At 35.1% G+C, this 13,364-nt stretch carries 11 protein-coding genes and 1 pseudogene; 8 read left to right on the plus strand and 4 right to left on the minus strand.

The window, feature by feature from the left end:
- Positions 1-142 precede the first annotated feature (142 nt).
- The 6 genes from mutS (at position 143) to OOK90_RS04040 (ending at position 7,336) form a co-directional block, all read left to right on the plus strand.
- Positions 143-2,638: a DNA mismatch repair protein MutS gene (mutS, locus tag OOK90_RS04015; RefSeq protein ID WP_095742633.1), complete on the plus strand. Its 2,496-nt coding sequence runs from the start codon at positions 143-145 to the stop codon at positions 2,636-2,638.
- Positions 2,639-3,349: 711 nt separating this feature from the next.
- A complete protein-coding gene (locus OOK90_RS04020; RefSeq protein WP_010962423.1) occupies positions 3,350-3,484 on the plus strand; it encodes a hypothetical protein in 135 nt (44 codons plus the stop codon).
- A 37-nt stretch (positions 3,485-3,521) separates the two neighbouring features.
- Entirely contained in the window at positions 3,522-4,700 is a 1,179-nt protein-coding gene (locus OOK90_RS04025; protein WP_010962422.1) for a ribonuclease D, read from the plus strand.
- A 295-nt stretch (positions 4,701-4,995) separates the two neighbouring features.
- Complete coding sequence (gene coaE, locus OOK90_RS04030; protein WP_006280338.1) at positions 4,996-5,583, plus strand: dephospho-CoA kinase; 588 nt, start codon at positions 4,996-4,998, stop codon at positions 5,581-5,583.
- Between the two features lie 58 nt (positions 5,584-5,641).
- On the plus strand, positions 5,642-5,842 hold the full coding sequence (locus OOK90_RS04035) for a hypothetical protein (RefSeq protein ID WP_209473407.1): 201 nt from the start codon (positions 5,642-5,644) through the stop codon (positions 5,840-5,842).
- A 90-nt stretch (positions 5,843-5,932) separates the two neighbouring features.
- Positions 5,933-7,336 (plus strand): NAD(P)H-dependent flavin oxidoreductase, encoded by a 1,404-nt coding sequence (locus tag OOK90_RS04040; RefSeq protein ID WP_138265073.1) that lies wholly within the window; start codon positions 5,933-5,935, stop codon positions 7,334-7,336.
- Between the two features lie 48 nt (positions 7,337-7,384).
- Here OOK90_RS04040 and OOK90_RS06745 read toward each other — a convergent pair.
- The 3 genes and pseudogenes from OOK90_RS06745 to OOK90_RS04070 form a co-directional block, all read right to left on the minus strand.
- Positions 7,385-8,471: pseudogene (locus OOK90_RS06745) on the minus strand (IS3 family transposase).
- A gap of 170 nt (positions 8,472-8,641) precedes the next feature.
- Positions 8,642-9,814, minus strand: coding sequence for a porin (locus OOK90_RS04065; RefSeq protein WP_264705760.1), 1,173 nt, complete (start codon positions 9,812-9,814; stop codon positions 8,642-8,644).
- A gap of 62 nt (positions 9,815-9,876) precedes the next feature.
- On the minus strand, positions 9,877-10,692 hold the full coding sequence (locus tag OOK90_RS04070; RefSeq protein ID WP_010962355.1) for a PAS domain-containing protein: 816 nt from the start codon (positions 10,690-10,692) through the stop codon (positions 9,877-9,879).
- Between the two features lie 233 nt (positions 10,693-10,925).
- Here OOK90_RS04070 and OOK90_RS04075 point away from each other — a divergent pair, with 233 nt between their 5' ends.
- Positions 10,926-11,711 carry an enoyl-ACP reductase FabI gene (locus OOK90_RS04075; protein ID WP_006280349.1) on the plus strand — a complete coding sequence of 262 codons (786 nt, stop codon included), beginning with the start codon at positions 10,926-10,928 and terminating at the stop codon, positions 11,709-11,711.
- A gap of 16 nt (positions 11,712-11,727) precedes the next feature.
- Here the strand turns inward: OOK90_RS04075 and secD are convergent, their stop codons facing one another.
- Positions 11,728-13,170 (minus strand): protein translocase subunit SecD, encoded by a 1,443-nt coding sequence (gene secD / locus OOK90_RS04080; protein WP_458693999.1) that lies wholly within the window; start codon positions 13,168-13,170, stop codon positions 11,728-11,730.
- On the opposite strand from secD, the gene OOK90_RS04085 reads away from it, so the two are divergent.
- A complete protein-coding gene (locus OOK90_RS04085; RefSeq protein WP_039964338.1) occupies positions 13,070-13,351 on the plus strand; it encodes a hypothetical protein in 282 nt (93 codons plus the stop codon). The two genes, secD and OOK90_RS04085, sit on opposite strands and share 101 nt — an antisense overlap.
- The last annotated feature ends 13 nt before the right edge of the window (positions 13,352-13,364 follow it).

Below are 13,364 nucleotides of genomic sequence, written 5' to 3' on the forward strand. Positions count from 1 at the left end.
TCCAAGTGTCCTGACTACTTGGATCCAAGAAATTTAATTGTTTTAAATTTTCCCCTCTATACACCTATTTAAAATTTATGTTATTCACATGTGCAATATAATCTATAATAACGTTTATCAATACAATATATTAAAAAATATTATGAGCTTCGTAAAAGAAAAAAACACCCCTGTGATGGAGCAGTATTTGAACCTGAAAGCTCAATACAAAGATCATCTGCTATTTTATAGGCTAGGAGATTTTTATGAATTGTTTTTCGATGATGCTATTAAAGCTGCGAAATTGCTGAATATAGTGCTCACTAAGAGAGGTAATTCGTGTGGGCAAGAAATACCAATGTGTGGAGTGCCAGCACACAGTAGTGAATCTTACCTGCACAAGCTAATAGATTTAGGATTCAAAGTAGCAATCTGTGATCAATTAGAAACTGCTGATGAAGCAAAAAAGAGGGGCTATAAATCCATAGTAAAACGTGATGTAGTGCGAGTTGTAACTCCAGGTACAATTATAGAAGATTCACTACTGGAGGATAAAAGCAATAATTATCTCGCATCCATAGTTGAACAAAATGACGAATATGCTATTAGTTGGCTTGAATTATCGACGGGAAAATTTTTTCACACTTTAACGAGTTTGAAAGCTCTAGATAGTGATTTATTGCGTATATCACCAAGAGAATTATTAATTTCTGAAAAATTCACTGAGGATGAAAAAATTAGATCGATTTTAAAAAATTATAAAATATCAATTACGCAACACGCACAGAGCTTTTTTGAGTATAGTAAATCTCACAGAACATTATGCGAGTTTTATAAAATCAGGGAACTTGGGAGTATAGGAAATTTCAGCAAAGTAGAAATCATGGCGTGTGGTGCACTGCTTGAATATGTCAGAGTAACACAAAGGGGCTCTATTCCAAGGCTTGAATTCCCAAAAACCTATAAGCAACAAAATTTCATGCTTATTGATGCTTCAGCAAGGAGAAATCTTGAGTTGTTTTCAACTCAATTTGGTGAAAAGAAAGGTTCACTAATTTCAGTTATTGATCATACAGTTACAGCTTCTGGTGGACGCCTGCTCAAACAAATGCTCGCTTCACCCCTTGCTTGCTCCAAGGCAATCAATTTGAGGCTCAGCACCGCTCAATTTTTTGTAAATAATCATGATTCACGCAGAAAAATACGAGAGATATTATCTAACATTCCGGATATTGAAAGGTCTTTATCGCGCTTAATACTAGGGCGTGGTTCACCAAAGGATATGAACCTATTGAAAATAGGCCTAGGAAAGACTTTAGAATTGTCTGAGTTCTTATGTAAAATTGAATCAGGTGAAAATGGATCTCTCCCACAACAATATGTCATCCAAACTGAGATCCAGCCAGCGTCACGCGCTGGAATAACAGTAAAATCAGACGAGAGTGAACTAAGCACAATACATAAAAGCCTTGGCAATCATAAAGACCTATTTGAACTGTTAAATAGTGCTATACTCGATAATAACCTCAGTTCCGTGAAAGAAGGAGGATTTATTCACTCAAAATACAACTCAGAATTATCTGAGTTATCTTATATATTGAACAACAGTAACAAGTTGGTAACTAAGCTCCGTGAATCTTATCGCGATCTTACTGGCATTGCCGCACTCAAAATATTACACAACAACATACTTGGTTATTACGTTGAAGTGTCGGCAAATCACAAAATAACTTCGGATATATTTATTCATAGGCAAAGCTTAGCAAATAGCATGCGCTACACTACTAATGAATTGAAAGAACTAGAAAATAAAATTCTTACGGCACGTGATGCTGCAATCGGCTTAGAAATGAAAATTTTTAGTGAACTGTGTAGTGAAGTCGCTAAAGAATCTGAAAAAATTGCTCTTGCTGCAAATGCTTTGGCAAAACTTGATATTAGAACCGCATTTGCAGAGCTTGCAGTGCAAAATAATTACGTAAAACCCATTATTGATGACAGCAAAGAGTTCAATATCTGTAGCGGAAGACATCCAGTGGTTGAAGTTAACGATAAATTCATTGCAAATAGCATCAATTTAGCTGGTATACATCTAATTACTGGTCCTAATATGGCTGGAAAAAGCACTTTCTTGAGGCAAAACGCTCTCATTGCAATTTTAGCTCACATGGGGTCATTTGTGCCAGCAGAGAGTGCACATATTGGAGTGATTGACAAGATATTCAGCAGGGTTGGCGCAACGGATAATATAACAGCTGGTTATTCTACCTTCATGGTAGAGATGATCGAAACAGCAACGATAGTAAATCAGGCAACGGACCGTTCCTTGGTGATACTTGATGAAATTGGTAGGGGCACAGGGGTGTATGATGGATTATCTATTGCACAGGCGGTGATTGAACATATTCACAATGTAAATAAGTGCCGCGCCATTTTTGCAACTCATTATCATGAATTAACTAAAGTAAGCAAATACTTGAAGAACGTGAAATGTTTTTGTGTAAAAATAAGAGAGTGGAACGGAGAGGTTATTTTTCTACATGAAGTAATTGAAGGCATTGCAGATGAGTCATATGGAATACATGTAGCAAAACTTGCTGGTTTTCCTGATTCTGTTTTAAATAGAGCAAGTGAAGTGTTTGAGGAGCTGAAGGCTTGAATCATTATTATAAGTGAAGAATTACCTATACAATCGTGGTAGTAGCTATAGAAACGAAAAACTTACTTGACACCCTTCGCCAGCTCCCTTATCATGATAGTGAAGCTATTGTATTTGCTTTCGCCAATCTGCAGATTAAAAGGTAAGGATTACTTAATGTATCGGCGTCTTATGTTCAATTTTTTGCAGTATATAGATACTGTATGTCTTTACAAAACTTCATCTACATCTAGATTTTTATCTAAATAAGCTGAACGTGCTTATAAAGCGTTACAAGACATCAAAAAATGCCAATACTCGACAGAGATAGTAAAAGACTAGCTAACTCGGGGATTCTTTGTCTTTTTTTCTGCTTAGTAAATTTCTTAAACATTTGCAGCGTAAGTTAGTTGCAATTAAAAGCAGCTTAATCTTGCTTGTCAAGCGTTTAAAACATAAAAAACGCCAATATTTTAAAGCGGATAATAACCCCAGGGCTTCTTTTGCCTTTTTTTTTATTTGGTAAATTTCTTAATATTTATAGCTAAACGACAATCGTCATCCCGCTACTTGTTAGCGGGATCTAGAGATACCGCGGCGGTATGACGTAGGACTGCTGTCATCCCAGTGCTCCTTTTTTTGTCATCCCAGTCTGGGATCTATTTTGCATGTAACTCCAATTGTGTTTTGGCATAAAACGCGACGCGTATTAGACTTATTTGCAAGCAAAGCTTGCTAGATCCAAGTAGTCAGGGCACTGGGATGACAGGAGAAGGAAGCACTGGGATTGGGATGGAAAAGGCTATTTGTGTGATGCCAATGAGTGATAGAAAGTTCTGCAAGAAGTCATTAATTGCAAAAATTTAATATAAATTATAAAATAAATCCACTGAATAAAAAATATATGCTAATTAGTACAACATCAGAACTGGAGAATACATGTGAAGAGTTAATAGCAAAAAAGCCGAAATTTATAGCAGTTGACACGGAGTTCATTAGAAATAATTTAATCTACTACCCAAAATTATCGTTAATTCAAATTTCTTACGGAGAGAAGAGTTTTATTGTAGACGCATTAGTGCCAGAAATTGATTTATCATTCATTAAGAAAATAATGCTAAATCAGGGGATAACCAAAGTGTTTCATAGCTGCCGGCAGGATATAGAATCCTTACTCACTGTGTTTAAATGTATTCCCACTCCCATTTTTGATACCCAAGTTGCTGCTATGTTTTGTCATTATTATCATGACTTTATTGGTTACTCAAAAGTAGTGGAGCAATATCAAGGAATAGCACTGGATAAAATTAAAGCTAAAAATTCAGATTGGTTAAGGCGTCCGTTGTCCGAAGATCAGTTAGATTATGCAGTAAACGACGTGGTACACCTATATGACCTATACCAAATATTGTGCAATAAACTTGAAGAAAATAATAGGATGGGTTGGTTTCAAGAAGAGATGGAATCAATAGTTGATATAAATAAGTATTTACATAGCCCAAAAGATGCATGGAAGAGGATTAAATTTAATTATGAAGTAAATCCAAGATTGATACTAACTGTTAAAGCAGTTAGTGAGTGGCAAGAAACCTTAGCACAGCGCTATAATATGAACCGTAATAAAATAATCAATAATGCTGTAATAGCTGATTTTATTGAAAAAAATGTAGAGCATGTTGATGAGATTTTAGATGATCTCAAGAGGAATACAAAAAATATAAAAGATGCGGATTTACTAGAGTTTGTGAATATTTTTAATGAAAATGAGAGAAATTGGATGCAGCAAAACAACACCTTATCGAGTAATTATGACAAATCTGTACTTGATATACTCTCAATTATTTTAGATAGTAAATGTAAAGAAAGTAACATATCAAGGAAATTAGTTTCTTCAAAAGATGAGTTAACCGGGTCAATATCTGGACAGACAGATAAATTATTCAAGGGATGGAGATATGATTTTTTTGGCAGGTCAGTTGAATCATTTTTGAACACAAGCTCAAAATTTGAGATTTCAGCAGTGAAATCCGCAAATAATATAACCAAAATTCAGAGTAATTTAGTGGAGAATAACTGTTGCTAAAGTAACTTAGATTTATCGACAATCGTCATCCCGCTACGTGTTAGTGGCTAAGAGATACCGCGGCGGTATGACGGTTAAGTAGGGTGTTATCCAAGTAGCCCTGACTACTTGGATCCAGGAAAATTGATTGTGCACTATACAACATAAAAGCTAGATTCCAGACTGGAATAACACCACCTACAAATTGCAATGTTCGTATAGTTATGTGCTTGACACTGAGATCTAGAAAATCTAGTTAATATATATAGAGAAACCTTAGCTATAGTTTCAAAAGAAGTCGAATGTATTTTGTTATATGATTATAAGTCTAACAGGCGGAATTGGGGTAGGAAAGAGCTTTGTAGCTAATTGCTTTCAAGAGTTTGGTGCTGTTGTATTTGATGCTGATTCTGTTGTACACCAACTTTATAAAGTGGATAAAAGCATAATAAGTTATGCAGAGAAAAATTTTCCTGGAGTGGTAGTAAATGGTGAAATAGATAGAACAGTACTGTCTAAATATTTCTTAGCCTACGATGAAAATTGGAAACAATTTCAATCTTTGGTTCACTCTGCTGTGCTGCGTGAATTAGAATTTTTTATTGCCAAGGAAAAAAAGATCGATAGAAAACTTTTAGTTTTAGATGTGCCACTTCTATTAGAAACAAAATTTTATTTATATTGCGACCTTATTGTTTTTGTTCATGCAGATAGCGTTGTGCAAGCTCAAAGACTTAACGAACGCAACATAGATAAAGAAAAGCTTAATCTAATCTCCGATGTTCAGTTATCTATTGAGGAGAAAAGGAAGATGAGTGACTTTATTATCGATACCAGTGTAAGCAAAGAGTATGTTTTTTCTCAAGTAAAAGATATAGTGGATTCATTAAACCTAAACACGTAGCTCTACGTCATACCGCCGCGGTATCTCTAGATCCCGCTAACAAGCAGCGGGATGACGGTTGTCAGGATCCCAGCAGCCTCCCTCCCCTGTCATCCAAGTAGCCCCCTATGGTGTCATCCCAGTGCCCAGACACTGGGATCCAGGAAAATTGATTGTGCACTATAGCAACATTTTTGATCAAAAACTGGATTCCAGTGTCAAGCACTGGAATGACACCCTTCCGATGGGAACTGCTCTCAAACTACAACAGCATGAGTAGCTACAGAAGCTTTAATGATACAAGAAAAAATAAACAGCTATCATTTTTTTAGTAATTAAGTAAAATAGAGTGAAAGATTGCGAGGAAGTTTTGAAAAATAAGATAAAAAAGATAGTAATTTCAGGAAAGGAAGTGTGGCCAATCATCGAAGGTGGTAAAGGCATTGCAGTTAGTGATGGGAGATCAAGCGGAGCATTTGCTGCAGCAGATGCTGTGGGTACATTTTCTGGTGCAAATGCTAAGCTTATTGATGATAATGGCGAGTTAGTGCCACTAATTTATAAAGGCAAAACAAGAAATGAAAAGCATAGTGAATTGATTGAGTATAGTATTGAAGCTGGAATTAGTCAGGCAAGAATAGCAAATGAAATATCAAAAGGTCATGGAAGAATACACATGAATGTACTTTGGGAGATGGGAGCAGCAGAACGCGTACTTCATGGCATATTAGAAGGAGCGAAAGGTTTGATTCATGGTATTACCTGCGGTGCTGGTATGCCTTATAGGCTTGGAGAAATTGCAGCTAAATATCAGGTTTATTATTACCCTATTATCTCATCGGTGCGTGCTTTTAAAGCATTATGGAAGCGTGCTTACCAAAGAATATCTTCCTATTTGCTTGGTGGAGTAGTGTATGAAGATCCATGGCTTGCTGGAGGGCACAATGGACTGAGTAACAGTGAAGACCCAGAGCTACCACAGGCTCCATTTGAAAGAGTTGCAGAGCTTAGATCTTTCATGAACGAGATCGGTCTTTCAGAAACACCAATTGTTATGGCAGGAGGAGTGTGGCATTTGAAAGATTGGGAACATTGGTTTGACAATCTGCAAATTGGACCAATAGCTTTTCAGTTTGGCACTCGTCCACTTTTGACGAAAGAAAGCCCAATTTCTGCAGAGTGGAAAAAGAAGCTACTCACTTTAGAAGAAGGTGATGTATTTTTAAATAAATTCAGTCCAACAGGGTTTTACTCATCTGCGGTGAGGAATAATTTTATACGTGAGTTACAGGAACGAAAATTACATCAAGTAAATTTTTCAGAAAATGCCAGCGAAGAATCCAATAGTGAATTTGCAATGGGTAGCAGAGGTAGGAAGATCTACCTTACTGCAAAAGACAAAGAACTGGCAAATACATGGACTAAAGCAGGGTACACAGAAGCAATGAAAACCCCAGATTCAACTGTTATTTTTGTGACGCCAGATAAATTTAAACAAATAAGAGAAGATCAAATCAATTGTATGGGATGTTTGAGCCATTGTTTGTTTAGCAATTGGAAAGATCATGGTGACCATTCAACAGGACGAAAGCCAGATCCGCGTAGTTTTTGCATACAAAAAACACTGCAAAACGTTATACACGATGGTGATATTGAGAACGAACTCATGTTTTCCGGGCACAATGTGTACAAATTTAAGCAAGATCCATTTTATGAGAATGGCTACGTACCGGCAGTAAAAGAACTGGTGGAAAGGATATTGACTGGGTATTGAGTCAGTGACCTTACCCAGAAAAAGTGGAGAGAAAGTGTGGAATGTTTTTTACAAAAAGAATGATGCATCAAATTGTTCTGGAATGCAATAGTTAATAGTGACGTTGTTTGTTATAAAAAATTTCTATGTATTCAAATATTGCAGTTCTAGTTTGTTGAGCAGAGTGTTGTGAAGTATCAATAAGTATTTCTCTTTTCAATGAGCTAAAGAAGCTTTCTGCAACAGAATTGTCGTAACAACAGCCTTTATTACTCATCTATATTCTTTACAGCTAAGAGATATTGATACCCTTGCGCAGTATATTGTGAACCTTGGTCACTGTGCAGCAGTAGATTTTTAACAGGTTTACGCCTATTAATGGCCATTAATAAAGAGTTCATAACCAATTGTTTATTTATTGCACTACTCATTAACTACCATACGTGAGAATTATTGCTGCCAAATATAGCCATCCCTCCTTGGTTTTGATGTAAGTAATCCCATACTTTATTTGGTTGATCAACAATAAAGTTTTGATCTAGTATATTGGGAGCTACAGCTCTATTATCTGTTTGTTGTTTTTTAATTTTAAACTTTCTTCTCAGTATAGCCCTGATGTCATTTTTCTGCATAATACTTTGCACCGTTTTCAAATTGCAACTTTTACCCAAAGCCTTCAATTCAGCATGAATTTTAGGAGCTCCATATCTACATTTAGAAACTTGATATATTTTTTGAATAGCTTCGAGTAGCTCTTTATTTGCTGATTCTCTACTGCTTATTTTTCTTGTGGTCCACTTATAGTAGCCACTAGCAGAAAATCCTACATAATTCCTGTACTTTATAGCAGTTACTATATAAAAAAATATTTTACTCTTTTTGACTGGCCAGGGCTTTTTTTTAAATGTCTCTTTCCCTTGTTACTCTTGCTTTGTAAATCAAACCTCTCTTTGTCGTAAGGAGCCATGTTACCTCTACCTGGAAATGCATTTGCCGCTGACTTTTTTTCGTTATATTTCTTCATCCATTTTCCTAATAAACCACCCTTTATTCCTAAATCTCTTGCTATTTTTGTAATTGTTTGACCTGCCTTTCTTTGTTCATTTGCCAGTTTAACAGCTTCCAATTTGAATTCTGCCGTATATTCTCTTACCATTTCTAATCCTCCAAAATTTTATTTTACCCAAAAAAACTCTTTTCTTTCTCTCCACTTTTTCTGGGTAAGGTCAGTTTACTGGCCTCTCCATGAGTGAGATTGAAAAATTAAGTGGAAATCTGTGAACGGTTACCTTGGATGACAGAAAAGAGTGTTGGAAGGAGGCAATATTAAAAACTTAATTTCAGTCCAGCCAAGAACACATAACCAGAGTTGTTATTTTCTATTTTAGGCTCTTTTGTACTAAACTTTACAATATCGAAATAGTATGAAGTACCTAAAAAAAGAGAATTTTCAAGGCTTAAAGCATATGATGTTAACTCGTTTGTACCTTCGCCTGCAATATCCCTACCACTACTAAAATATGTTAAGCTTGATTTGTAAGAATCAGAATGGTAAGCGATACCTGCATTCATATAATACGTATTATTTATTTCAGGATTACGCTTCTCACCAGATTTACCACCATTACCATACGAAAAAATGCAATCAAGATCGAACAATTTTAGCTTCAAACCAAAATTCCAGTGCAGTAATTGATTACGGCATTCATAATTTTTAGAAGTTCCATCTGAGCAATCAGTTAAATTTTCTCTTGCAAATTCACCAGTTAAGGCAGTAGTAAAACCTATATCATCTGACAAGCTGTTTTTATAGGAAAGGCCAGCAGCAATTAAATTGCTGTACTGTAAGTTATTTTTTCCTGGAACATAACTGAATCCGAGTTGAAAGTTATAGATTTCAGGGGAGATGTAGTTAATTGATGATTGTTTTAACCCTAGTTCGAGTTCATTATAATCGCTATAAATATTGGGCTTGACCCAGAACACCTTGTCTTGATCATATCCAGGGTCACCATCTTTTTTATGATCACCGCGCAAATTTGCATAGTTTGTCCAATGACCATTTACTCCTCCAGCAGCTGCATAAATTTTTGAAGTGTTAATTAACATGCTCTGACCAACTAAACTTCTTTTACCATATTCAATTGATCCAAGTTCCTGGTTTTTTATGATAAAATACCATTCCTCCATGTCTAACTTTTCTATGTCTAACGCTTTTAGGTTTGCAATACCAGAAACCCCTGCCTTAACATTAACCCCCATTTGAGTATTTGGATAAACTTGCTGTAAATAAAGAAAGCGCAAGTATGAATAACTTGAAGTTTTATCCTTAGGCTTAGCATTGAAAGAATCTCTGTTGAAGGCGTAGCCGAATCTCAAATCTATTTTTCCGTCTAGTTCTGCATAAAATATTTCCTTATCCAAAATTGTTTTAGAGCTAGCACTATTCTGCAAAAACAATGATGAAAGCAGTGCTACCAGGTAGTACTTTAACTTCATAAATAAACTTAAATCTTTATAAAAATTTAAGTTTAAACTCAATATAAATAAAAAACAACTTTTCAGAAGGCACCGCTGGTAGATTTTGCTGCCTGTTTTTGAGCTATATTCCCATAAATTATTGATACACTTGGTAATTTTCGCTTTAATAACTGCTTATTAATGGCAGAATGTATACGATTAATTATTTTAGATATACTTTTTACATCGCAGTTAATCAAAACAAAAAGCACTTTATTCTCATCAATATACCCTAGAAAATCATCACTACGGCAATTTTTATAAAAATGTTCTATGATAACTTTCAGTGCATTATTTGTCTCACTACAGCTACTATTTAAGCCAATCACTCCTATAGCTGCATTAATTTGATGTTGAAAGGCAAAATTTAATATAACGTATAACTCTAGAATAGTGGACTCATTGCCCGGTATATCGAATAAGTCATGGTTTTTATATTTTTTACCCATTAGATATTTATCTCTAAAGATTCCTAGTTTATGGGACAAACTGATATCACGTATTAATAGCTCATAATTTATTTTATTACTGGCAAATTGTGCAGTGCGGAAAACTTTTACTTTTGTCCTGATATCTTCTCCCTTAGCATCAATTAAGGAAAAATCTATCACTTTAGGTAGTATATCAAGTAAATCGTGTCCATTTTCGGTATACTCTAAATAATTCTTCACGTTGTCAGCTGCTCTTGTGCTTAAGATATTAATTAATGGCTTATTAAGCAAATTCTTCTCTTCATATTTTAACAAATCCCTTGCAACTTGATTGAGCCCTAAAATTAACACGTTTTTTTTCTTATTATCCTGACAAACAGATACCACAGCATCATCTTTTCTTCTTGCAGTTATGAAATCATCCATACTTTCATTCTATACAGCGTATTTATAAGTATAATAAGATTATATTAAGATTTACTTACTTATTAATATGCTTAATTGGGTATAGGCAGAATGTCATATGGAATGGCTTTGTTGTAGAAGAATCAAGATTACTGTTTATAGACTTCAAGTTACTGCAAAAAATATTTTAAAACATAGTGATATCTTGACTTTACCTAGTTAATATTCCAAATTATAAAAAAACAGATAGTTCTATGACGACAAGTCTATTACAAGGCAAAAAGGGATTAATAACCGGAATAATAAATAAGAGATCAATAGCATACGGTATAGCAAAAACTCTCTCAGAGCACGGAGCAGAACTTGCAATCACCTACCAGAATGAAATAATAAAAGAAAAACTATCACCAATAGCAGATGAACTAAATGTGGAGCTAATATTACACTGCGACGTTTCAAATGAAAAAATCATAGATAACGCTTTCGAAATAATAGAGAAAAAATGGGGTACTCTTGACTTTTTGGTGCATGCAATAGCATTCTCCGATAAAAATGAGTTAGATGGTAAATATGTCAATACTTCACTGGATAACTTCCTCAATGCAATGCATATATCGTGCTATTCTTTTACTGCTTTAGCGCAAAGGGCTGAAAAAATGATGTCAAATGGTGGTAGTTTACTTACTTTATCTTATTATGGCGCTGAAAAAGTTATGCCAAATTATAACGTTATGGGTTTATGTAAAGCGGCACTTGAAGCAAGTGTAAAATATATAGCATGTGATCTCGGGCCACAAAATATCAGAGTAAATGCAATTTCCGCTGGTCCAATCAGAACTTTAGCATCTTCTGGAATAAGCGATTTTCACTCCATATCAGAATGGAATAGAAATAACTCTCCGCTCAGACGCAATGTTACAATAGAGGATGTTGGCAAGGCAGCGTTATACTTATTAAGCGACTTAAGTAGTGGCACTACTGGAGAAATTTTGCACGTTGATTCAGGATATAACGTTGTGGGAATGAAGGTGGTTGACTGAGATCTAAATCCTTAATTCAAAGCGCTAGTTCCTTCGGGTTCATACACAACTCTATCAGGAGTTTTGTGACTGTGATTGCAGAAAACATCGAACATAAAATTCCTATTGATAGAGTGACAGAAAAGCCTCTTATTGCTCCACTGCCAATAATGAACATTATTCCTGCAGCAATTAATGTAGTGATATTTGAATCCAGTATTGTCTTTATAGCGTTTTTAAACCCTTCTTCAATAGCACGTTCCACTCTCTTGCCAGATTTGATTTCCTCACGAATTCGCTCAAATATTAAAACATTTGCATCCACCGCCATACCAACAGTAAGTGCAATACCGGCAATTCCAGGTAAAGTTAGAGTTGCTTCAAGCAGAGTGAGAATTGATAATATAAGAACTACATTAGAAAAAAGTGCAACAGAGGCCAATACACCTAATTTGCCGTAAGTGATGATTATAAATAAAGCCACGGCTATAATAGAGATTGTTGCTGCCATTTCCCCTGCCTTTATTGATTCTTCTCCAAGACTTGGGCCAATGTTTTTTTCTTCAATTATTTTAAGTGGTGCTGGCAGTGCTCCAGATTTTAAAAGTATTGCAAGTTCGCTTGCTTGTTTTTCAGTGAAATTACCGCTAATTTCTCCCTCTCCATTTAAAATTGGCTCACGTATTGTAGGTACTGTTAAAACTGTGTTATCCAGAACAATTGCAAAAGGCTTTCCTACATTTTCTTTAGTGATTTTCGCGAATCTTTTACTCGCTATACTGTCAAATTTAAAATGCACTGTCGGTTTACCTAAATTGCCGAATCTAACTGATGCGTTAACCAGCGAATCACCACCTATTTCAGTTTTGCGGAATATTGGATAAGAATTACCTAAAGAATCCTTGAGCATGACAGTGGTTTCATGGTCTATATCCTGCACCTTGGCTATGTTAGTGTTTGCCAAATGAAAAGCTAGCTTAGCAGTTTTGCCAAGCAGAGATTTTATCTGCTTGGTATCTTCTACTCCAGGCACCTGCACTAATATTTTATTCTGCCCTTGTTTTTGAACGCTGACTTCCTTTGTGCCAAGTTTGTCCAAACGGCGCTGGACATTGTTTATTGATTCTGCAGCTACTTCACTGATCAAAGAATTTTTATAATGGGGTTTATACGAAATGAGAATCGAAGAATCTTTTCTATTTAGCTCTAAATTTGGATTTATCGCATTAATCAACACAGATGCTTTTTTATAATCATCAATATTATTTAAAGTTATAACGCTATTTTGTACGTTAGATTCAATATTTTTTGTTAGCAATGTCTCTTTTATTTCGTTAGCTAGCATGCTTAGCTTTTCCTTAAAATAGAAGTCTAAGTCTATGTTTAAAAGCAAAGATGCCCCTCCTTTCAGGTCAAGGCCTAAGTTTATTCTTTTTTTCGAAATAAAAAGCTTATTATCAAAGAAATTTGGCAGTGTTATGTATAAAGCAAATAAACAGATGCATAATACTGAAAAAGATTTGACTATAAGTCTGTTATACATAAGTTGTAGGTTTAAAATTGTAATAATTGATTGTAAGTTAAAAATAGATTTTTGTAAAATTCTCTATTTGACCTTACCCAGAAAAAGTAGAGAGAAAGTTAAGACGTTTTTATCATGAGAATAAATTGTGC

It is taken from the genome of Wolbachia endosymbiont (group A) of Ancistrocerus nigricornis (genome assembly GCF_947250785.1).
Taxonomy (GTDB): Bacteria; Pseudomonadota; Alphaproteobacteria; order Rickettsiales; family Anaplasmataceae; genus Wolbachia; species Wolbachia pipientis.

Bases quoted from the DNA above. Each gene is read 5' to 3' on its own strand.
- OOK90_RS04070 (WP_010962355.1), bottom strand. From the start codon at position 10,692: ATGGATGATTTCATAACTGCAAGAAGAAAAGATGATGCTGTGGTATCT.
- OOK90_RS04025 (WP_010962422.1), top strand. From the start codon at position 3,522: ATGCTAATTAGTACAACATCAGAACTGGAGAATACATGTGAAGAGTTA.
- mutS (WP_095742633.1), top strand. From the start codon at position 143: ATGAGCTTCGTAAAAGAAAAAAACACCCCTGTGATGGAGCAGTATTTG.
- coaE (WP_006280338.1), top strand. From the start codon at position 4,996: ATGATTATAAGTCTAACAGGCGGAATTGGGGTAGGAAAGAGCTTTGTA.
- OOK90_RS04065 (WP_264705760.1), bottom strand. From the start codon at position 9,814: ATGAAGTTAAAGTACTACCTGGTAGCACTGCTTTCATCATTGTTTTTG.
- OOK90_RS04085 (WP_039964338.1), top strand. From the start codon at position 13,070: ATGTTTAAAAGCAAAGATGCCCCTCCTTTCAGGTCAAGGCCTAAGTTT.
- OOK90_RS04075 (WP_006280349.1), top strand. From the start codon at position 10,926: ATGACGACAAGTCTATTACAAGGCAAAAAGGGATTAATAACCGGAATA.